This is a genomic window from Duganella sp. SG902 (genome assembly GCF_013376005.1).
Taxonomy (GTDB): Bacteria; Pseudomonadota; Gammaproteobacteria; order Burkholderiales; family Burkholderiaceae_D; genus Rugamonas.
On sequence record NZ_JABMJK010000009.1, the window covers coordinates 175689 to 197189 of the forward strand.

Below are 21501 nucleotides of genomic sequence, written 5' to 3' on the forward strand. Positions count from 1 at the left end.
GCCGGATACTACCTCCTCTTTGACTTTTAGTCCATCGTTGCCGCCGAAGGGCGCAGCAGGTCGGCGATGCCGATGCGTTCGGCGAACTCCACGCGCACCCGCTCGGCCACCTCGGTCACCGCCGTCACGCCGTCGTCGACAAAGTCGGTGATGGAGCGGAACGGCCGCGTGCCGTGCGGCAGACCGACGATGCGGGCGATGTCGGCCGCCACCGCCGCCGGATCGGCCTCCGGCGGCATCAGCTCGCTCAGGCGCGCGCCGACCTGGTCCATCAGGCCGTCGTACACCGCGTAGGCGGCGCTGGTGGCCGCGTCGGCCGGCTTGCCGGCGTTGGCGAAGTGGTCGGTGCCGGCCGTGAACGCGCCCGGCACCACGATCGAGGTCTCGATGTTGAAGCGCGCCAGCTCAAAGGCCATGGTCACCGCGATCGAATCCATGGCCGCCTTGGCCGCCGCGTAGGGGCCGAGGAAAGGCGGGAAGCCGCCGCGCGTAGTCGAGCTGCTGACCCACAACACCAATCCCTGCTTCTGCGCCCGCATCACCGGCAGCACCGCCTTGTTGACCCGCTGGGTGCCGAGGAAGTTGGTGTCGAACACCTTGCTGATTTCCTCCGGCGTATAGGCCTCGGTGGGGCCGATCACCAGGTGGCCGGCGTTGTGCACCACCACGTCCAGCCGGCCGCGCTCGGCCATGATGCTGGCGACCGCCGCGTCGGCCGAGGCCTGCGACAGCACATCCAGTTCCACCGCCCGCACATCGGCGCCGTTGGCGAAGGCCCAGTCGCGCAGCTCGCGCACCCTGGCGGCGTTGCGGCCGTGGATGTCGCGCATCGAGGCGTACACGGTGTGGCCGGCCAGCGCCAGCGCTTTCACCGACAAGTGGCCGATGCCGGTGCCGGCGCCGGTGACGAGAACAATCGATTTGCTCATGATGTCCCCTCCTTACACCATGCCGCCGTTGGCGCGCAGGGTTTGACCGTTGATCCAGCCGCCGTCCGGGCCGGCCAGGAAGGACACGGCGTTGGCGATGTCTTCCGGCAAGCCGAGGCGCTCCAGCGGCGGCATCTTGGCCAGGCGCTCGATCAGCTCCGGCGTTTTACCGTCGAGGAACAAGGCGGTGGCGGTGGGGCCTGGCGCCACGGCGTTGACGGTGATGTTCTTGCCGCGCAACTCCTTGGCCAGGATGCTGGTCATGGCTTCGATGCCGGCCTTGGTGGCGACATAGGCCGAGTAGCCGGGCAGCAGCGTGCCGACCAGGCTGGACGAGAAATTGATGATGCGGCCGCCCTGCGCCAGCTTGCTGGCGGCCTCGCGCATGGTGTTGAAGCTGCCCTTGAGGTTGACGGCCACCAGGCGGTCGAAGGTGTCGTCGTCGGTGGCGGACAGCTGCGGCAAGTGCGGCGGCATGATGCCGGCGTTGTTGACCAGCACGTCCACCCGGCCCAGCTGGGCGATGGTCTGGTCAAACAGGCGGCGCACGTCGGCGCTGCTGGCGACGTCGGCCTGGATGGCGATGGCGCGGCCGCCGTCGGCGTGGATGGCGGCGGCGACCTTGTCGGCCTCGGCGGCGTTGCCGGCGTAGTTGACCACCACGGCAAAGCCGTCCTTGGCCAGGCGTTGGGCGATGGCGGCGCCGATGCCGCGCGATGCGCCGGTGACGATAGCGACTTGTTTCATGGTCTTGCTCCTTCGTTGTGTTGGTGACGATGGAGCTAGTATCCGCCCGCACAAGAATGGAATAAATCCATGAAAATTGCTATCACTATGCAATTTTCGCTAATAATCCACGTAAACGTCGTTCCGGCGAAGGCCGGAACCCATGGAACGCGAGCGCCAGGACAGCGCAAGCCTTGCATGGGTTCCGGCTTTCGCCGGAACGACGGTGACTCGGGATTAGTGCGTCAGCAGCGCGTTGATCGGCGCCAGGTCCGACTCCTTCAGCGAGCCGGCCGCCGCCTTCAGGCGCAGGCCGTTCATGATGGTGTCGTAGCGCGCCTTCGACAGATCCTTCTGGGTCGAGTACAGCAGCTTTTGCGCATTCAGCACGTCGATGTTGATACGCACGCCGACCTGGTAGCCCAGCTTGTTGGAATCGAGCGAGGACTTGGACGACACTTCGGCCGCCTCCAGCGCCTTGACCTGCGCCAGGCCGCTGTTCATGCCGAGGAAAGCCTGGCGCGCGCTTTGCGAGGCGGCACGCTTGGTGGCCTCCAGGTCGTTGCGGGCCTTGTCCTCCAACGCGATGGTCTCGCGCACCTTGCTGGTGATGGCGAAGCCGTTGAAGATCGGGATATTCCAGCTGACGCCGATGGCGTTGTTGTTGATGGTGCTGCCGCCGCTGCCGGTCTGGCGCTGGTGCGAGGTGCTGGCGATCAGGTTGGCGGTCGGCAGGTGGTTGGCGCGGTTGCGCGAGATTTCGCGCTTGGCGATTTCCACGTTCAGGCCGGCCGCGACCACGGCATAGTTCTGGCTCTCGGCCGAGCTGATCCAAGGCTCCACCGTGGCCGGCGACGGCGGCGCGATGGTCACGCCGGTGCGCAGCGGCGCCAGTTCGCCCGGATTCTGGCCGATGATCACCTGCAGCGCGGTGCGCTTGTTGTCGAGATCGTTGATGGCGGCGAACTCCTGCGCCACCACCAGGTCGTAGGCCGCCTGCGCCTCGTGGGTATCGGTGATGGTCTGGGTGCCGACCTCGAAGTTGCGCTTGGCCGAGGCCAGCTGCTCGGTGGTGGCCACTTTCTGCGCCTGGGTGGCGGTCAGGTTGTCCTGCGCGGTCAGCACGTCGAAGTAGGCCTGCGCCACGCGCACGATCAGGTCCTGCTGGGCCTGCGAGAAGGTGGCTTCGGCGGTGGCCTGGGCCAGCTTGCTCTGCTGGTAGGTTTCCCACGCGCCCCAGTTGAACAGCGGCTGCGACAGCGACACGGTGTAGGTGTTGGCGTGGTACTCGGTATCGTTCTTGACCAGGTTGCCGGTCAGGAACTCGGCCGAGGTGGCGTCGCCGGAGTTGCGGGTGTTGCTGCCGCTGGCGGCGACGGTCGGCAGCAGGCCGGAGCGCCCCTGGGTGATGCGTTCCTGGCCGGCGGCAAGCGAAGAGCGGGCGCTGGCGTAGGTCGCGTCATTGGCCAGTGCTTGCTGGTACACCTGGAGCAGGTCGGCCGCCTGTGCGTTGAGCGTCAAGAAGGCGCTGGCGATCAGCACGGCGATAAGGGGTCTCTGCATTGCAATCTCCGTTGGAGTCATCAAAAAAGTTGAACAAATCAAAAACACTACTACCCTGGCGCCGCGCCGGCCGACAGCGCGCCGGCCGTCAGTATTTGGCCATCGTGCTATCGACTTGCAGCGCCCAGGCGTGGATGCCGCCGGTCAGGTTGATCATCTTGCCGAAGCCGTTACGCTCCAGGAAGGCGGCCACCTGCATACTGCGCGCGCCGTGGTGACAGATGCAGACGATCGCCGCATCCTCATCGAGGTCATCGATGCGCGCCGGTATGGTGTTCATCGGGATCTGGACCGAGCCGTCGATGCGGCAGGTCTCGAACTCCCAGTTTTCACGCACGTCCAGCAACATCGGGTTGGGACGCGCGTCGTCCGCCAGCCAGTCGGCCAGCTCCAGCGCGGTAATCTGCTGCATGCCTGCCCTTCCCGCTTAGAACTTGAACTGCGACGGCGCCACCGCCGAGGCCAGCGGCTTGACGTTGGTCTCGAACAGGGTGCGGGTGTCGTAGCCGGCCTCGCCGGTGCGGGTGACCAGCTGCGCCTTCATCGCCGGCGCCTGGCCGATGATGACCGCCAGACGGCCGCCCACCTTCAGTTGTTGCAACATCGCCTCCGGCAACACCGGCAGCGAGCCGGACACCACGATCACATCGAACGGGGCACCGTTGGACCAGCCCTGCGCGCCGTTGCCCAGCTCCACCGTCACATTGGTGACGCCGTTGTCGGCCAGGTTCTTTTCCGCCAGCGCCTTCAGCTCCGGCGACAGTTCCACCGCCGTCACCTTCTGCGCCTTGTGGCCCAGCAGCGCGGCCAGGTAGCCGGAACCGGCGCCGATCAGCAGCGCCGACTCGTGCTTCTTCAGGCCCAGGTCCTGCAGCAGGCGGGCCTCGATCTTCGGCGCCAGCATCACCTCGCCGCCCGGCAGCGGGATTTCGATGTCGGCGAAGGCCAGCGCCTTGTGCGCGGCCGGCACAAAGTTTTCACGTTTGACAACGTGCAGCAACTCCAGGACTTCGGCGTCGAGCACGTCCCAAGGACGGATTTGCTGTTCGATCATGTTGAAGCGGGCTTGTTCGATATTCATCTTAAGACTCAGGTCGGGATTAAATAATCCGTCATTTTATCGTTGAACTGGCATCGAGGCACATATTAACGATTCGACGACGGATTCGCGGGAAATTGCGACAGGTTGCAGTTTACGGGGGGTGAACCTGCGAAAAAGGCAAGTTGGACGGAAAAACCGGGGCGGCGGATCACGCTGGATCCGCCTTCAAACCGCGCAGCGTGGTGCCGATGAAGGTCTCCATGAAGGCCTGCGGCGTGATCGGCGGCATCTCGCAGGTCGGCATGAAGGAGTGGGTCCACATCATCAGCATGATGACCGGGGCGATCAGCACCTGCGTCATGACCACCGGATCGACCGGGCGGAACTCGCCGCGCTCGACGCCGCGCGCCAGCACGCGGGCGAACAGGTTGCTGCCGCGCGCCACCACCTCCTCGTTGTAGAACTGGGCCAGCTCGGGGAAGTTGTTGCCCTCGGCCAGCATCAGCTTGGTGATGCCGCCCAGCGGGGTGGCGCAGATTTCCTCCCACCACTTCATCAGCAGGGAGCCCAGCAGCTCGCCGCTGGGGCCGTCGAAGGCGTCGGCGTCCTGCTCGGCCTCGCCGATGGTGGCGACGATGTTGGCGCGCACCACGGCCTTGAACAGCTCCTCTTTGTTGGCAAAATACAAATACAGCGTCCCCTTGGACACGCCGGCGTGTTTGGCGACGTCTTCCAGGCGGGTGGCGGCATAGCCGCGCTCAACGAACTGATCCAAGGCAGCCGCCAGCAATTCCTGCGGCCGCGCATCCTTGCGCCGCTCCCAGCGTGGCTTGGTATCTTGAGGGGCTTGCATGGGTGTAGGAGAAAGTAACTTACTTGTGAGTCATTAATATAAACGCATGGAAGGGGAGCGTCAAGCGACCCGGGCCGACGATGGTCCCCATCGGTATCCCATGAAAATCCATCGGTAGTTGCTCATATAGCCAACGTAGGGCTCTGTATCTCATCTGCGGAACTTGCAAACGCTATCTTTTGCCTGTATTGTAAAATTTCTCAAATGAAACAAATGATATCTGGAAACGATGCAAGAACTTTAACTTGATTCCCACGGTCTAGTCGAGTACTTCGAACACCAACAGGGCCCCACTGTCCAAACTTTCATGCAGATTTTTATGCCCCGAGACATTAAAGCCTTTCACCGCCTTTCATTTCTTAACAGTGTCAAACAAAGTCCCAACCGAATTTACACTTGGTACCTAAACGCGGCGTCATATCGAAGGACTTGGGTTTCCAGTAGTGGGATGCTTTGGCCCACGGCATTGATACTTTTGACTTTTGTACTTATTCAAAATGTTGGGCAACTTCGCTCGTTAGGCAGCGCTTTGGCCGCGGCAATGCACGGCTACGATGGATACTATGACGGGGGCTTCGCAGCCGGCGTCTGCGATTTGCTAATTTGGTGGGCTTGCTGCTGGCTTGCCCTGCTTGCGTGCGCAACGTTTAGCAGCACGAAAGAAGAAGCCCAAAACAAACAGATCAAAAATGAAAATAGAGCGGTGCGAACTGATTTGTCACTGCATCTGTTGTCTGCTTTGCTCGTACTCTCACCTTTGTTTGCAGGTGGGCTCGACGTATGGCGGCCTGAAGTTCTGGTATCAATCGCTACAATTTCGTTGCTGACGACTTGGGCCGCCAGGCTCGGCAAGTACTACTTCTTGTCGTTTGTCATTTGCATTGCTGTTTCCATTGTTGCTAACCACCACAAACTATGGCCCCTAGGTGCCGTGTCCGCGACAGCATGGGGGCTCGCTTTTATATTCCACCCACGGTGGCGCAAACGTAAGTGGTCCATGCTCGCGGTTGGCGTCGTTTGTATGATTACGGCTAATGTGGCCATTGTCGGTCCCATATTCGCTAACTCTCTACTGGCCAGGCAAGACCCACAACATATTTCTTGGAATGGCCGGGCCCTTCTTCTCGCTGCATGGTGGCTATTACCAGCTTTGCTTGTTTGGTCTACGAAAATTGTTCGATCACGATTTACAGGGCGTCAGATCAACTTCCTTACCATCGTGCTTGTGCTAGTTGTGTTTGTCGTTGCAGCTATATGGCCTACGTTGGTCTTCGGCTTAAATACCTTATGCCTGTTCCTTACCGGACTGCTTTCCGTTGGCAACTTAATGCGAACCAGCCGGATTGGCTTAATTCGTCGTGTCATGATTTACTCCTATCTCGTTGCTGGGGTGCTGGCAGCGAATGAACTAACCTCAACACCGGATTTTAGTAACTACGATGCTCCGCTAGCTACCGGGCAGTTTCGCTCGTCGAGCTTCTTTGAATATTATGAAAAATGGTTGAAGGCACGAGGCGAGACACCTCGGGACCATGGTCCCTTAGTCTTAGTTGCTGTGGCAGGCGGAGGCGTGCGAGCTGCCGCCCATGCCAGCGTCGCGCTTTCTCTGGCGGACGACAGCACAGCAGGAAAATTTGGCGAGCGAACGCTCATGATCAGCGCCGTTTCGGGGGGCTCACTAGGAGCAGCGACCTGGTTGGCACAGCGTGTAGATGGCTTGCCACCAGCTGATCCTGCGCGCATTCGATCGGGAGGGGCATCTCCACGTGGCTTAGCTCTCTCTCGTTTTTATAGGAACGACTTCTTAAGTCCTGTTGTTAATCGCATGCTTTTACACGATCTGCCGTTGGCAGCTCTACCTAAATTTATCGGCTATTCTGATCGGGATACTGTGCTAAAGGATACATGGCAGACGGCTTGGCAAAATCTGCTAAGCGAAGAGAACGTCCTACATAAGAAAGGCCAGTTCTTCGAAAGGGAAATGGGAGCTCTTTCGAATGATGGTTCTCTTCCCTTAATAGTTTTCAACACCACGTCCGCGACAGATGGTCGTAGTGCTACGTACTCTAGTTACCCGGGCGCAGTACGATGGTCGTGGCAGCTAGACCCCCATGCGACAGTTGGACGCGCTGTTCTCGATAGCGCGCGCTTTGCCGCAATATCACCTGTAGGTGTGGCCTGTGCACAGGATGGGGCCTTTGATATTCCACGAATGCTGACACCACCAATCAACTGTAAGCCAGGGTTTCGCCCGTTAGCTGTCGCTGACGGCGGCTACCGCGACAATTCGGGCTTGGCAGAAATCGCCGTGGTTATCGATGAATTGGCTCGATACGGAGATACGCTGGATAAAGTCTTCGTTGTCCAGATCACGAGTAATCCAGATGAAGGAATTAGACAAGTGGAAGGAACACGATTCGACAATGGGAGGTTGCTCTCAGAGTTGTTGTCTCCCGCTATCGTGCAAGAGTCCGCTCGCGGAGGGCACAGCGAAGCCTACCAACACCAAATAATGGGGCATCGCTACCAACCGCATATGTTGACTTGGGGGCTTTCTCACTACATTGAAGCTGAAAACTTATCATTGCAGCGCGAAGAAAATCGCTGGCGCTTCGCGTGGCTAAATAAGCGCGCGCATCAGGCTGATCTAGAGCGACAACTGCGGTTGCCTCCGTTAGGCTGGACGATCGATCCACAGTCCTATTGGAGGTTGTATGGCGACTCGCTAAGAATTCCAGAAATGCCCTCCATTGTAAAATGCGGAGATCTCTTGCCCCAATACTCGACTCTATGTAAGGCCTTAGAGACTGCAAACTCGGTGGTCCCTCAACCGGCACAATGAATGGGCCCGCTAAATCGCCCAGCTTCATTCAGACCGCCTTCCCGAAGGCCTCGAATTTGCGAACGGGCGCCACGAAGGGAGAATTCCGTCGCAGCGCGGCCGCACGAGATGGACGCTCTTGAAGAATCTGGGCAGCCTGGAGTGGGTCTTGTAGCAGTTCCTTCCAGGCGTCGATGTAATCCTGACTGCACAAGTTCTGCTGCTCCCAGAGCGTGATCTGCGTGTGCGCAAGCGCCAAGACCTCGTTTGCGCCAGTTGCAGGCCCGCCACGAAGAGCGATGGCCACTGGACGATGTTTAACCAGCCGTCGCTCGCTGGCGTCGGACGCATGCTGCAAGGCTTGTTTTGGATTGAGATAGTGATTTTCCATAAGCTTAGATGTCACAAGCTTGGGGGCTATGCAGTAATCGTATCACCAGGACGATCACTCCCGAGCCGAACTTGTCCTGGGAGGCTATTCGAGAGAAGTTCGAAGTCGAGTGGCGTGAAATAGCTCTAAGGTTTGTGCCGAGCTAGGCTTGGTCCATGTGGTTGTGGAGAGCAACGCGGGCCATGGCGTTAAAAAGATTGTCCAGCCGGTGGCGGAGAACATTGAGATCAGCGCCGCCGTACTTTGACCTAAGCTATCGCAGGATGGCAGGCATCCTTTCCCAAAAAGCCTCGCCAACGGCTTGCAGCGCCGCCTTCAATGACAAATCGCCGTGCGCCAGCGTGGCCGAGAGGGTTTGCGCCGCGTGATTGATGGCCAGCTGCTGTTCGACCCAGCCGAGTTCATCGAACGTGATGTGGTGCGCGCGGCCGGCCTGCGGGTCCAGCACCGACAGCAGCGTCTGCGCGGACAGGCCGGCGAAGCCCAGCACCAGCGCCGGACGCCGCTCGATGCGCGTGACGAACAACGCCAGCTCGACGTCCGCATGCGCCAGGAAGGGCGTGATCAGGTGCAGCCATAACGCCGCGACCGGGTTGCGATACGCCGGGTCTTCCGGCAACGGCAGCACCAGGCTTTTTTCCAGCTGTCCGGTGCCGCTGGCCAGCACCGGCTGCAACAGCATGCCAAGGGCCGGCAGCAGCTGACGCGTGGAGCCGGTGTAGCCGGTTCGCGCCAGCATCGCGTCGAGCGCGCCGAGCGTTTGCTGCTCGAGGAAGTCTTCGAACGCCGCATCGTAGGCGGCGACGCGCAGGTCGAGCGCGATCGGCTCCTCGGTGAGCGCCTGCAGCGGTCCGGCCGCATCGCCGGTGTCGCGCACCGAGACGGCCAGCGCCTCCAGGCGACGCCACAGGCGCGTGAGCACCAGCGGCGCGTTGCGCGCGAACGAATCCGGCTCGGCCACTTCCATCGCGCCGGCGACCAGGAACGGGTAGCGCCGGCTGAACTGGTCGCGGCTGGCAATCAGATGCCCGCCGATCGCGTGATGGCGGCGCGGGCAGACGAAGGCGAAATGCAGCGGCGCGACGGCGTCATACGCCAGTTGCCAGCGCGCGTTCCCGCTCATCAGCTCCATCGCCTTGGACAGCCAGCCGTCCAGTTCCCGCATCAGGGCCGGGCTGGCGCTGCCCTTGACGAAGTCGCCATGGCTGGGCAGCTTGCCGAAGTAACCGACCTCGACCGGCGTGAAGGCGCCGCGCCGCCCCACCGCCCGGGGCGCCATGGCGGCGTAGGACGCCGGCGAAAACCGCAGCGCCATCACGGCCAGCACCAGGCCGCCAACGGCCATCGCCACCCAGGCCGGCGCCAGGTCCGCCATGCTGTCGCGCAGCAGGCCGGCCAGCAAGGGCATCAGGCTGGCGATCAGATAACCACCGCCCTGCACGAAGGCCGCCAGCTCGCCGGCTTCCTGTGGATCCTCGAGGTGATCGAGCGTGAGAATCAAGCTGAGCGGGAACAAGGCGCCGATGCCCAACCCGAGCAGGCCGCTCGCCAGCCATGCCAGCGACAAGGGCGCCAGCACCAGGCAGGCCAGCCCGGCGACCAGCAGCGCGAGGACCATCACAAGCGGACCGCGCCGGTCCGGAAAGCGCGCCGCGAACGCCGACACCAGCAGCCCGGCCAGCACCTCCGTCATCGTCAGCGCGCCCAGCAGGTAGCCGGCCTCCTGTGGCGTCCAGCCGAGCGAGGTGTAGTACGCCGGAAGCCACGCCAGCACCAGGGTGTAGGCGCCGGTGCCCAGGCCGAAAAACACCAGCAGTTCCCAGGCGCGCCGGCGCCGCCACCAAGCCACCCGGCGCGCATCGCCCCCCAGCGCGCGGGCTGGCGGTTCCGGCTGGCGGGTCGCGGCGATCCACAGCGGCAGCGCGATCAGGGCGGGCAGCGCCCACAGACCCAGCGCCCCTGCCAGGCCCAACCAGTCGGCACCCGGCGCCGACGACGCGGCGGCGATCGCCGCACCGCCCATGATGGCGGTCGAATACAGCCCCAGCATGGCCCCTGCGCCGCCGGCATAGCGGCGCTTGATGAAGACCGGCAGCAGCACCTGCACCAACGCCACGCCGATCCCGGCCAGCACGGCCGTCACGATCAACCCGGTTTGCGACGGCCAAACCAGGCGGGCAAGACAGGCCAGCGCGATCAAGGCGACACCCAGCGTGGTGCCGGTCCGTTCGCCGAACCACGCGCGCAGGCGCCGCCCCAGCAAGGCGCACAGGCCGATGACGGCGACCGGGATCGTCGTGAGCAGACTGGCCTGGGTGTTGGTCAGGCCGGTCGCGGCGCCGATCTGGTCCAGCAACGGCCCCACGCCCGCCATCACGGGGCGCAGGTTCAACGCCACGCCGACGATGGCAATGGCCGGCAATGCGGCAACGGCTAACAACTTGGTCATGCGCTCTCTTTTCTCGATAAAAAGATTCTCGATATCGAGATAAGTATCTCACCATCGAGATAATTGGTCAACCGTGCACAAAGGCGGTACCATGGCGGCTGGGATGGCGGAACATGGCGAGGAGCGCGGATGCAAGATCGGATTGAACGCATGAAGGCGGAGTGGGCGCGGGAATACCCGGAGCTGGACAGCGATGTGATGGCGACTGTCGGCGCGCTGCTGGAAGCCGGGCAATTGCTCGAGAAGCAGCGCCTGATCCCCTTTGCCGCCAAGTTCGGCCTGCAAAAAGGCGAGTTCGATGTCCTCGCCTCCTTGCGGCGCGCCGGCGCGCCGTATGAGCTTACGCCCACCAACCTGTACGAGGCGATGTTGCTGACCTCCAGCGCCATGACCAGCCGCCTCGACCGGCTGGAACGCGCGGGCCTGGTCGAGCGGCGGCCGGACCCGGCGGACCGTCGCGGCGTGCGGGTGCGCTTGACGGCCAAGGGGCTGGATTTGATCAACGAGATCCTGCCGAAGCACGTCGCCAACGAACAGGACGCGCTGGCGCGCCTCGACGTCGCGGAGCGCAAGGAGCTGGACCGGCTGTTGGGGAAGCTCATTCAAGGACTGGCGCCGTCGCGCGAACCTTAGGGCGGCGTGCTTCCGGCAACGCGTACGCGCTACACCGCCACGACACCTACGCCATCGGCCGCACGATCTCCGGCGTGCAGAGCTTCAACTACCGGCGCGACCGCCGCGACAGCCTGCCCGGCGGCACCATGGTGCTGCACCCCGACGAGGCCCACGATGGCCAGGCCGGCACCGACGAGGCGTCCCATTACCGCGTGATGTACGTGGCCTCCTCGCTCATCCAGGCCATGCTGGGCGGGCGCGCGAGTATCTGCACGCGCATCACACGGGCGCCGTGACCCTGGCCGAGCTGGAGGCGGCGACCGGGCGTGACCGCTGGAGCCTGTCGCACGACTTCCGCCTGTTTTTCGGCACCAGCCCCTACCGCCACGTGACCATGCGCCGCCTCGACACGGTGCGCCGCATGCTGCTCGCCGGCGCCTCGCTGGTCCACGCGGCGGTGGCGGCCGGTTTCTCCGACCAGAGCCATATGACGCGCCAGTTCCTGAGCACCTTCGGGCAGACGCCGGACCGGTGGCTGCAATGCGGTTCATCGTGCTCGAAGGCGAGTTGTGCATCGATGTCCGCGGCGGCCCTCTGGGTGAGGCCACCATCACGCTGGGCCCCGGCCAGATGGCGGTGATCCCGCAGGGCATGGAGCACAAGCCGCGCGCCAGCACCGAGGTGAAGATGCTGCTGATCGAGCCGCGCGGCGTGGTCAACACGGGCGATGGGCCGGCGGATCATCGCACCGTCGCCAACGACCAGTGGATCTGACGTCCTGACCCTGGCTACCCGATCGGGAGATGGCCCGGCTGCGCAATCCGTCTACAATCCACCCGCATGCGGTTCATGAACTCAAGGCGGAACAATGGAAATGGAAAACACTCAGATTCGCACCCGGCGCACCATCGTGGCCGCCGCCGGCGCGCTGTTCATGCTGGCCCTCGCCGGCACGCCATCGATGGCGGCGGAAACGGCGCCCTACCGCAGTAACTTACCGGTCGAGGGCCGCTTCGCCGGTTTCAACGGCGCCACCACCTGGCTCAACTCGGCGCCGCTGACGCCGCAGCAATTGCGCGGCAAGGTGGTGCTGGTGGATTTCTGGACCTATTCGTGCATCAACTGCATCCGCACCGTGCCGTACATCCGCGCCTGGGCCGCCAAGTACCGTGATCGCGGGCTGGTGGTGGTCGGCGTGCATACGCCGGAATTCAAGTTCGAGGAAGACCTGGTCAACATCAACGCCGCCGTCGGCCGCTTCAAGATGGACTATCCGATCGCCCTCGACAGCCGCCAGCAGATCTGGCGCGCGTGGGGCAACCAGTACTGGCCGGCGCTGTACCTGGCCGACGCCAACGGCATGCTGCGCCATCACCAGTTCGGCGAAGGCGGCTACGACAAGATGGAGCGCGCGATCCAGTCGCTGCTGGCCGAGGCGGGACCCGGTCCGGTCGATACCTCGCTGGTCAATCCCACCGCCAACGACGAACAAATGCAGCCCGACCTGGCCAGCCTGAATTCCGGCGAAACCTACGTCGGCTACCAGAAGGCGGAAAACTACCGCGCCACGCCTCGCCTGCGTGAAGACCGCGCGCAGATGTACGCCGTCGACAAGCTTGGCCTGAACCAGTGGGGCCTGTCCGGCCAGTGGGTGGTGGGCGGCGAAAGCGCCGTCAGCGACGAAGCCGGCGCCGGCATCGCCTACCAGTTCAGCGCGCGCGACCTGCACCTGGTGGCGGGTCCGGGCGCGGCCGGCCGCAAGCTGCGCATCAAGGTCACGCTGGACGGCCGCGCGCCGGGCGCCGACCATGGCGCCGACATCGACGCCGATGGCGATGGCGTGATCGACGCCACCCGCCTGTATCAGCTGGTGCGGCAGTCGGGCAAGGTGCGCGAGCGCCGCTTCGAGGTGCGCTTCCTCGACAAGGGCGCCGAGGCCTTTGCCTTCACCTTCGGCTAAGCCAGCGTTTTCTGCCAGTAGCCCACGTCCAGCCAGCGGCCGAACTTGAAGCCGACTTCACGGAAGTGGGCCACCTTCTCGTAGCCCATCTTCTCATGCAGGGCAACGCTGGCGTCGTTCGGCAAGGCGATGCCGCCGATGACCAGGTGGCAGCCGCGCGCCGCCAGCTGTTCGAACAGCGCGGCATACAGCGCCGTGCCCAGGCCCTGCCCCGCGCACTCGGGCGCGAGGTAGACCGAGCTCTCGACCGAAAACCGGTACGCGTGGCGCACCCGCCACTTGGTGGCGTAGGCGTAGCCCGCCACCTTGCCGTCGCGCTCCGCCACCAGCCAGGGCAAGCCGCCGGCCTGCACGTCGGCGATGCGCTGCGCCATCGCGGCGTCGCTCACCGGCTCCTCCTCGAAGCTGATGGTGGTGTTGGCGATGAAAGGATTGTAAATGGCGGCAATCGCCTTGGCGTCGTCGGCAACGGCGTCACGAATCTGCATGGGCTGCTCCAGGTTTTTTTTAACATCCTAACAAAAATGGCCCGTCCGCACCGAGCGCGATCTTGAGCGCGTTCAGTGCGGCGGGCCATTTGGTCAGTTAGCGGCGCTTAGCAGCAGAGCAGCATCTTGATGCAGCAAATCGCATCGCCGCAGCAGCCGGCGTTGGCCGCCAGGGCCATGGCGGAGCTCAGAAGCAGGCCAGCGGCCAGCGCGAATTTAGTGATCTTCATGTTGGTTTCCTTATTGAGTGTATGGGATGGTTGCGGGCTGACGGCGGTCAGTCCGGCGGTGTCCACACTTCTTCATAAGGATCGGGGATGTGCTTCGTCAGCGGCGCGGCGGGCGCCGGCGCCGCCACGAGCGGCAGCGCGGCGGCCGGGCGGTTGAAGGCCACGGCCGGCGCCGGCGGCGCACAGCCCATGTCGATGCACTGGGCAATGTCGCACGCCGCCGACGGGCAGCACTTGTGCACCGGGGTCACCGCTTGCGCGGAGGAGCCCAGGATAAACAGTGCCAGCAGCAGGAGACGGAAGAGACGCATGCGTCCATTCTACGACAATTGCGTTGCGCGCGTCCGACTAAACAGACCGTGAACCGCAGAGATTTGTTGAAAGATTGCCGGCCCGGTTGTACATTTTTCTGCACTCATAACTAAAAATGTAAGGAGACACACACTATGCCTACTCGTCGCGGATTTATCGCGGCCGTGGCAGGACTGGCGCTGGCCAAGTCCTCCCTCGCCCAAACCCAAGCCTTCGTGGTGTACGACGATGAACTGAAAAACGGCTGGCAAAGCTGGAGCTGGGCCAAGGTCGACCTGTCCGTGCCGGCCGGCGGCAGCAAGCCAATCAAGGTGCAGGGCGAGCCCTGGAGCGCGCTGGCGCTGCACCACGACGCCTTCCCCACCGCCGGCTACAGCAAGCTCACGTTCAGCATCAACGGCGGCGGCCAGGGCGGGCAAACGCTGATGATCAAGGCCATGGTCGACGGCAAGCCGGTCGATTCCAACTTCATCATCCAGCCCAAGGCCAAGACCTGGACCCAGGTGGAGGTGCCGCTCAAGGAGCTGGTCCCCGATGGCAAGAACATCGACGGCATCTGCTGGCAGGGGCAGGCGAACGCCTACACGCCCTACTACATCACGCGGATCCAGTTTGAGTAAGCCGCCCGGCGGCGCCGTTGCGTCGCGGGTAAATAAACATTCCGCTTTTTGGTGATTTTCATAATTGCGGCGCAGCGGTGCTGATTGCACAATGGGGGATAAAGATAATCCCCGGAGACTTCATGGCAGATCATACCCGCGCCGCAAGCCTGCTCGCGCTCATCACCCTGGCCGCATCGGCCCACGCGGAAACCGTCACCGTCAAATCGCCCGATGGGCGCAACGTGGTGGCGGTCGACAGCGACAAGCTGACCTACACCGTGAGCCGCGACGGCAAGCGGATTATTGAACCCTCCCCGCTGGGTCTCAATCTGGACATCGGCGCCATCGGTCCGGGCGCGAAGCTGAGCGGCCACGCGGAGCGCAGCGTCAAGGACACTTACGACATCGTGGTCGGCAAGGCGCACAGCGCGCCCGATCATTTCAACGAATCGAGCCTGGCGTTCGCCGCCAACGGCAAGGCGCCGCAATTCAAGCTGCTGGTGCGCGCCTACGACAACGGCGTGGCGCTGCGCTACGTGGTGCCGGAGCAGACCGGCCTGTCGGGCTTCAAGGTGATGAGCGAGGCGACGCAATTCAACTTCGCCAAGGACTACGACTGCTGGGGCGCCAACATGGGGCGCTTCGATACCAGCTTCGAGGCGGAATACGACAAGATCAAATCATCGGGCATCCGCAACTTCCATAACTTCATGGCGCCGCTGGTGTGCAAGACCGGCGCCGGCACCACCACCTTCGCCATCGCCGAATCGGACGTCAAGGACTACCCAGGATTCTTCCTCTCCGGCCGTGGCGACGCCGGCCTGGGCGTGATGGTGACGCTGCCGCCGCGCTTCGACAACAACCGCGATTTCCGTTTCCGTAAAACCGTCTCCGCGCAGGTAAGCCTGAAGGGACAAGGCTTCCAGAGCCCATGGCGCGTGGTGATGCTGGGCGACGCGCCCGGCGACCTGACCGCGTCGTCGCTGATCCCCACGCTGGCGACGCCGTCGCAAATCAAGGACACCAGCTGGATCAAGCCGTCCAAGACCTCGTGGGACTGGTGGAACGACTGGGCCGTCAACGTGCCGAACGCGGGCGTGAACACCGCCACCTACAAGGCCTTCATCGACTTCTCGAAGGAGATGAAGCTGGACGACATCCTGATCGACGAAGGCTGGTCGGTGGGCAGCGACGTCGAACCGAATCCGCAGGCCGACGTCACCCGCGCCAAGCCGGAGATGGACATGCCGGCCCTGATGCAGTACGCGAAATCGAAAGGCGTGGGGGTTTGGGTCTGGGTGCAGTGGCAGCAGTTGGACAACCAGATGGACGCCGCCTTCAAGCAGTACGCCGCCTGGGGCATCAAGGGCGTGAAGCTCGACTTCATGAACCGCAACGACCAGGAAATGGTCGATTGGTATCACAAGGTGCTGGCCAAGGCCGCCGAGCATAAGCTGATGGTCGACCTGCACGGCGCCTACCCGCCGAATGGCCTGAACCGCACCTGGCCCAACTACATCACGCAGGAAGGCGTGCTGGGAGCGGAGAACAACAAGTGGAGCGCGCGCATCACCGCCACGCACAACGTCACGCTGCCGTTCACCCGCATGATCCTCGGCCCCATGGATTACACGCCGGGCGGCTTCCGCAACGTCACGCCGTCGACCTTCGCGTATCGCAATCATGAGCCGGCGGTGATGACCACGCGCGGCCAGGCCGTCGCCATGTACGTGGTGTACGACAGCCCGTTCCAGATGGTGTCCGACAGCCCGGCCGCCTACAAGAACGCCGACGGCTCGTGGGCCGATGGCGCGGAGTTCATCCAGACCGTGCCAACGTCGTGGGACGAAACCCGCATCATCGCCGGCGACATCGGCCAGTACATCGTCTCCGCCCGCCGCAAGGGCGACACCTGGTACATCGGCGCCATGACCAATGAGGCCGGCCGCACTGTGAAGGTGCCGCTGTCCTTCCTCGGCAAGGGCACGTTCAACGCCCATCTGCTGCAGGACGGCGCCGACGCCAGCCACCTGAAGGCCAGCGATGCCAAGGTCAACGCCACGCAGAGCATCACGCTCAAGCTGGCGCCATCCGGCGGCGCGGTGGCGGTAATCAAGCCGTAAGACGGGACGCGGCCTCGGCCGCGTCTTATTTTCGTGATAATATTGAATGCGAATCATTATCATTCAATATTCACGAAAGTAATTTATGCACGTAAAACCGGAACAAGGCGCCGCCATGGCCCTGCTGGCGGCGGCTGCGCTGTGCCCAGCGCACGCCGAGGACGGCGCTCAACCAGCCGATACCGCCCTCCCGCAAGTCACCGTCAGCGCGGAACGCGACGACAACTTCGCCGGCGGCCAGGTGGCGCGCAAGGCGCGTCTCGGCATGCTGGGCAACATGGACGTGATGTCCACCCCGTTCAACGTCAGCAGCTACACCGCGCAGGCCATCGCCGACCAGCAGGCGGTCAGCGTGGCCGACGTGCTGGCGCGCGATCCCTCGGTACGCGCCACCGGCCAGACCGGCGGTATCCTCGATGCGTTCTTCATCCGTGGTTTTGCGATTGGCGAAGGCAATGTCGGCGAGATCGCGCTGGACGGCCAGTATGGCGTGGCGCCCAACTACCGCGTGTTTGCCGACTACGCGGAGCGGGTGGAAGTGATCAAGGGACCGGCCGCGCTGCTGTATGGGATGTCGCCCAACAGCGGCATCGGCGGCGTGGTCAACGTGGTACCCAAGCGCGCGCTCAACACCGACCTGACGCGCCTTTCGATGGACTACGGCAGCGACGCCCAGGGTGGCGCCCATGCGGACATCAGCCGCCGCTTCGGCGCCACCCGCCAGTTCGGCGTACGCATCAACGGCAGCGTGCAGCGCGGCGACACGCCGGTCGACAAACAATACCGCAAGGCCGGCGTGGGCGCGCTGGCGCTCGATTATCAGGGAGACCAACTGCGCGTGACACTGGATGCGCTGGCCCAGACGGAGCGCTTCGACGCGCCGTCGCGCCCCTTCCTGGCAGCGGCCGGCGTGGCCGTGCCGTCAGCACCGGAGGGCGGCAACAATGTCACGCAGGGCTGGGAGTGGGCGAGGATCGAAGACCGCTCGCTGTTGCTGCGCGCCGAATATGACGTCTCGGAGCGGTTGACGTTGTTCGCCAACACCGGCGGCGCGCGCACGCATGTGGCGCGTCTGTTTGGCACGCCGACCATTCTCAACGCGGCCGGCGATACCCGTGTCACACCCGATAACTTCCGCCTCGACGCGGAACGCGCCACCATCGACGGCGGCCTGCGCGCGGCGTTCGACACGGCCGGGGTGCGGCACACCGTCACGCTGCAGGCAAGCCGCTACCGCGACCAGTTGGATCGCGCATCGGTCAGCGGCACGGCGATGCTGTCGAATATCTATACGCCGGTCTCCGCACCGGTGCAAAGCCCCGCCGCGCCGGCCTTCGTGCCGAAGATTTCGGAGACCCATCTGTCCGGTGCCGCGTTGGCGGATACCGTGACCGCGCTGGACGAACGTTTGCTCATCACGCTGGGCGTCAGGCGCCAGCAGGTGAAGTCGGAGAATTTCAACGCCGCCGGCGCCACCACCGCCCTGTATGACAAGCACGCCACCACGCCGATGGTGGGCGTGGCGTACAAGCCTTGGCGACAGTTGTCGCTCTATGCCAATCGCATCGAAGGATTGAGCAAGGGCGACACCGCGCCGCCGACCGCGTCCAACGCCGGTGAAATTTTCGCACCGTACAAGTCGAAGCAGAACGAAATCGGCATCAAGCTGGAACGCGGCACGCTGGCCGCGACACTGAGCGCCTTCCAGATCAAGAAGCCGAGCGGCCAGTTGACCGGCGCTACGTACGGCGTCGATGGCGAGCAGCGCAACCGTGGCCTGGAACTGGCGCTGTTTGGCGAAGCCGCGCCGGAGCTGCGCCTGACAGGTGGCTTTACCCTGATCGACGCCGAGCTGACGCGCACCAACAGCGCGACGACGCTGGGCAGGACGCCGGTCGGCGTGCCATCCTCGCAAGCCAATCTTGGCGCCGAGTGGGACGCGGCCTGGCTGTCGGGCTTCACCTTGACGGGCAGCGTGTCCCATACCGGCAAGCAGTACGTCAACCAGGCCAATACGCAAAGCATTCCGGACTGGACGCGCCTCGATTTCGGCGCGCGCTATCGCACCAAGGTCGCCGGCAAGGACACGGTGTTCCGCGCCAGCGTGATGAACGTGGCGAACCGGAATTACTGGTCTGGCGTCGCGTCCTATGGAGCGTTCGTTCAGGGTGCGCCGCGCACATTGCTGCTGTCGGCCGCTATCGATCTCTAAACTTCGACCATGCGCCAGCCTTCGGTGCCGGCGTGCAGGCGATGCGTAAGGCGCAGCGCCTGCATGAAGGTTTCATCGTGCGATACCACCATCAACGCGCCTTGGTACTGGCGCAGCATGGCCTCCAACGCTTCCAGCGCGGCCAGGTCGAGGTGATTGCTCGGCTCATCCAGCAATAATAGCTGCGCCGGCGGATGCGCGTACAGCGCGCAAGCCAGAGCCACTTTCAACCGCTCGCCGCCACTAAGCGTGCCGACCGGCGCGGTGGCCAGTTGCGCGTCCAGCCCAATTTGCGCGAGATGCGTACGCAGCATGGATTCGCCGCCTTCGCGATTCGCGTCCAGCAGGTGCTGGATGGCGGAGCGCTGCGGCGCCAATCCTGCCAGTTGCTGATCGAGATACGCCGTCCGCGCGGTCACCACGCAGACTCCAGTCAACGGCGTAACCTGGCCGGCCAGCAGCTTAAGCAAAGTGGATTTGCCGCAGCCGTTGGGACCAGTCACGCCGATGCGCTGCCGGCCAGTGATCGCGAGATTGATGGTGCGCGTGGCCTGCGGCACATATGGCAGTCCCACATCTTCCAGCTCGACGAGCCGCAGGCTCGCGGCCTGCGGCCCGGCCAGCGCGTGCATGGCGACGCTGGCATCGGGCGCGACCTGCCGCGCGGCTTCCAGCACCCGCTGCGCCAATGCATCCCGCTGGGCCACGTGCTGTTGCCGCAGCTTGCCCGTCGTGCCCTGCGCACGGTTCTTTTGCCCGCCCAGCAGAATCTTGGCCTGGTTGGCGTCACGGCCATCGCTGGCGCCTTTTGCGAGTCGGCGCTCCTGGCGCTCCTGCTGTTCGCGCATGGCCTGCGTCTCGCGCTTGCGCTCCAGCTTGCGCTGCTCCAGCTGCCGCTGCGCACTTTCGCGTTCCGCGCGCTTGTACTCGGCGTAGAAGGAATAACCGCCGCCGTAGCTGCGCAGACCGAGCGGCGACAACTCGACAATACGCTCCATTTGCTCCAACAGTTCACGGTCGTGGCTAATCACCAGCAGGCCACGCGGCCAGCGCCGCAACTGCGCCATTAATTCCAGGCGGTTGGCGCGGTCCAGGTGGTTGCTTGGCTCATCAAGGATCAGGAAGGAAGCGCCGGACAGCCAGGCGGCGATCAGCGACACGCGCATCGCTTCGCCGCCGCTAAGCGCCGCTGCCGGCGTATCGGGTCGCAAATGCGGCAAGCCGTTGCTATCCAGTTCCTGCTGCAAGCACTCGCGGATATCCCAGCGTTCGCCGACGACGTCGAAATCGGCCGGATCGGCGCTGCCGTTCTCGATGCGCTCCAGTGCCGCCAGCGTGGCGTGCACGCCGGCCAGCGACGCGACAGTGCCCTCTTCCGCGATGTGCTGCGACAGGTAATGCACCGCGCCGCCACGCACGATACGACCGGACGACGGCGGCAACTCGCCCGACATCAGGCGCGCCAGCACAGATTTTCCCGCGCCATTGCGGCCGACGAGGCCAGTGCGGCGCTGGTCGAAAACTTCGTTCAGGTCTGAGAAAAGCACGCGGCCATCGGCCAGCGTGAAGGAGACGCCTTCCAGCGTCAGACAGGTATTCGTCATGGTGAGCCCAATAATGATGTGTCAAAACCGTCCCGGTGGGACTGGCGGTTAAGCGGACAACAACATTAATTGCGCATCGGACGAATACCTCATGTGTGAATGCGCCAAATATATCAGCGCGGCGGCCACGCGTCCACCTGATTCAGCATCGCGAACCAATCCTCAAGATGCCAGGTGTGGGTGATGCGGTCCTCCGTCAGGTGATGAAACTCGTGGATGGCGATCGCGATTGGCTTGCCGGTGGCGGGAATGCCAAAGAACTCGCCGCGATGCGTGCCGGTGATCTCCGCGCGCACCGCCGCGCGCCCGTCGCGGCCGAAGATGTCGTGGATCGTAATCTTCACATCCGGGAAGGCGGCGGTGAACATGGCGACGATCGGCCGCATGCCGTCCCTGCCCGGCTGCTGCCCGGGGCCGAGCGGAATGTCCTGCCAGTCCGCCGTCACCGCCAGGTCGAGCAGGCCGGGATTGTGTTCGTTGAAGGCGCGGTAGAGGTTTTCAATTGCTTGCTGCTGGGCCGTGGTCAGGCCGTTTTCCTGCATGGTCATGATGGGTTCCTATCTAAGTAAGTCACCCGTTCA

At 63.7% G+C, this 21501-nt stretch carries 19 protein-coding genes and 3 pseudogenes; 8 read left to right on the forward strand and 14 right to left on the reverse strand.

The features are described from left to right. Positions 1-26: 26 nt before the first annotated feature. The 6 genes from FHW83_RS19660 to FHW83_RS19685 form a co-directional block, all read right to left on the reverse strand. Complete coding sequence (locus FHW83_RS19660; protein WP_176648040.1) at positions 27-929, reverse strand: SDR family oxidoreductase; 903 nt, start codon at positions 927-929, stop codon at positions 27-29. A gap of 12 nt (positions 930-941) precedes the next feature. Further along, positions 942-1676, reverse strand: coding sequence for an SDR family oxidoreductase (locus FHW83_RS19665; protein WP_176648041.1), 735 nt, complete (start codon positions 1674-1676; stop codon positions 942-944). Positions 1677-1892: 216 nt separating this feature from the next. Further along, positions 1893-3218, reverse strand: a complete 1326-nt coding sequence (locus FHW83_RS19670) for a TolC family outer membrane protein (protein ID WP_176648042.1) — start codon at positions 3216-3218, stop codon at positions 1893-1895. A gap of 88 nt (positions 3219-3306) precedes the next feature. Then, positions 3307-3630 carry a rhodanese-like domain-containing protein gene (locus FHW83_RS19675; protein ID WP_092276611.1) on the reverse strand — a complete coding sequence of 108 codons (324 nt, stop codon included), beginning with the start codon at positions 3628-3630 and terminating at the stop codon, positions 3307-3309. Positions 3631-3645: 15 nt separating this feature from the next. Further along, positions 3646-4299: a protein-L-isoaspartate O-methyltransferase gene (locus tag FHW83_RS19680; protein WP_176648043.1), complete on the reverse strand. Its 654-nt coding sequence runs from the start codon at positions 4297-4299 to the stop codon at positions 3646-3648. A gap of 169 nt (positions 4300-4468) precedes the next feature. Further along, positions 4469-5113 (reverse strand): TetR/AcrR family transcriptional regulator, encoded by a 645-nt coding sequence (locus FHW83_RS19685; RefSeq protein ID WP_176648044.1) that lies wholly within the window; start codon positions 5111-5113, stop codon positions 4469-4471. A gap of 475 nt (positions 5114-5588) precedes the next feature. Between FHW83_RS19685 and FHW83_RS19690 the strand changes: the two genes are divergently transcribed. After that, positions 5589-7955: a hypothetical protein gene (locus tag FHW83_RS19690; protein ID WP_176648045.1), complete on the forward strand. Its 2367-nt coding sequence runs from the start codon at positions 5589-5591 to the stop codon at positions 7953-7955. A gap of 28 nt (positions 7956-7983) precedes the next feature. Here FHW83_RS19690 and FHW83_RS19695 read toward each other — a convergent pair whose 3' ends face one another. From FHW83_RS19695 to FHW83_RS19705, 3 genes and pseudogenes are all read right to left on the reverse strand, one after another. Then, the gene (locus FHW83_RS19695; RefSeq protein ID WP_176648046.1) at positions 7984-8325 is read right to left on the reverse strand and encodes a hypothetical protein; all 342 of its coding nucleotides are present in this window, start codon (positions 8323-8325) and stop codon (positions 7984-7986) included. 253 nt (positions 8326-8578) lie between these two features. Further along, positions 8579-9589, reverse strand: coding sequence for a type VI secretion system-associated protein TagF (gene tagF, locus FHW83_RS19700; RefSeq protein WP_373997241.1), 1011 nt, complete (start codon positions 9587-9589; stop codon positions 8579-8581). Further along, positions 9572-10774, reverse strand: a pseudogene (locus tag FHW83_RS19705) (MFS transporter); the annotation flags it as partial. The gene tagF and the pseudogene FHW83_RS19705, both read right to left, overlap by 18 nt. A 129-nt stretch (positions 10775-10903) precedes the next feature. Between FHW83_RS19705 and FHW83_RS19710 the strand changes: the two are divergent. From FHW83_RS19710 to FHW83_RS19725, 4 genes and pseudogenes are all read left to right on the forward strand, one after another. Continuing rightward, a complete protein-coding gene (locus FHW83_RS19710) occupies positions 10904-11407 on the forward strand; it encodes a MarR family winged helix-turn-helix transcriptional regulator (RefSeq protein ID WP_176648047.1) in 504 nt (167 codons plus the stop codon). 14 nt (positions 11408-11421) lie between these two features. Then, positions 11422-11930 (forward strand): annotated as a pseudogene (locus FHW83_RS19715) (helix-turn-helix transcriptional regulator); the annotation flags it as partial. A gap of 5 nt (positions 11931-11935) precedes the next feature. Further along, positions 11936-12163, forward strand: a pseudogene (locus FHW83_RS19720) (cupin domain-containing protein); the annotation flags it as partial. Positions 12164-12263: 100 nt separating this feature from the next. Beyond that, positions 12264-13349 (forward strand): thioredoxin family protein, encoded by a 1086-nt coding sequence (locus FHW83_RS19725; RefSeq protein ID WP_218106358.1) that lies wholly within the window; start codon positions 12264-12266, stop codon positions 13347-13349. Here FHW83_RS19725 and FHW83_RS19730 read toward each other — a convergent pair. From FHW83_RS19730 to FHW83_RS19735, 3 genes are all read right to left on the reverse strand, one after another. Beyond that, on the reverse strand, positions 13346-13837 hold the full coding sequence (locus FHW83_RS19730; protein ID WP_176648049.1) for an arsinothricin resistance N-acetyltransferase ArsN1 family B: 492 nt from the start codon (positions 13835-13837) through the stop codon (positions 13346-13348). The genes FHW83_RS19725 and FHW83_RS19730 overlap by 4 nt on opposite strands. Positions 13838-13944: 107 nt before the next feature. Next, entirely contained in the window at positions 13945-14067 is a 123-nt protein-coding gene (locus FHW83_RS31095) for a hypothetical protein (RefSeq protein WP_255490469.1), read from the reverse strand. 47 nt (positions 14068-14114) lie between these two features. Beyond that, entirely contained in the window at positions 14115-14378 is a 264-nt protein-coding gene (locus FHW83_RS19735) for a hypothetical protein (RefSeq protein ID WP_176648050.1), read from the reverse strand. A gap of 135 nt (positions 14379-14513) precedes the next feature. Between FHW83_RS19735 and FHW83_RS19740 the strand changes: the two genes are divergently transcribed. The 3 genes from FHW83_RS19740 to FHW83_RS19750 all read left to right on the forward strand — a co-directional run bounded on the left by FHW83_RS19740 (position 14514) and on the right by FHW83_RS19750 (position 19316). Then, positions 14514-14999 (forward strand): hypothetical protein, encoded by a 486-nt coding sequence (locus FHW83_RS19740; protein WP_176648051.1) that lies wholly within the window; start codon positions 14514-14516, stop codon positions 14997-14999. Positions 15000-15121: 122 nt separating this feature from the next. Next, positions 15122-17104: a glycoside hydrolase family 97 protein gene (locus FHW83_RS19745; protein WP_176648052.1), complete on the forward strand. Its 1983-nt coding sequence runs from the start codon at positions 15122-15124 to the stop codon at positions 17102-17104. An 85-nt stretch (positions 17105-17189) separates the two neighbouring features. Further along, positions 17190-19316: a TonB-dependent siderophore receptor gene (locus FHW83_RS19750; RefSeq protein WP_176648053.1), complete on the forward strand. Its 2127-nt coding sequence runs from the start codon at positions 17190-17192 to the stop codon at positions 19314-19316. Here FHW83_RS19750 and FHW83_RS19755 read toward each other — a convergent pair. Both FHW83_RS19755 and FHW83_RS19760 read right to left on the reverse strand, forming a co-directional pair. Then, the gene (locus tag FHW83_RS19755) at positions 19313-20920 is read right to left on the reverse strand and encodes an ABC-F family ATP-binding cassette domain-containing protein (RefSeq protein ID WP_176648054.1); all 1608 of its coding nucleotides are present in this window, start codon (positions 20918-20920) and stop codon (positions 19313-19315) included. The genes FHW83_RS19750 and FHW83_RS19755 overlap by 4 nt on opposite strands. Before the next feature lie 113 nt (positions 20921-21033). After that, the gene (locus FHW83_RS19760; RefSeq protein WP_176648055.1) at positions 21034-21468 is read right to left on the reverse strand and encodes an ester cyclase; all 435 of its coding nucleotides are present in this window, start codon (positions 21466-21468) and stop codon (positions 21034-21036) included. Positions 21469-21501 lie beyond the last annotated feature (33 nt).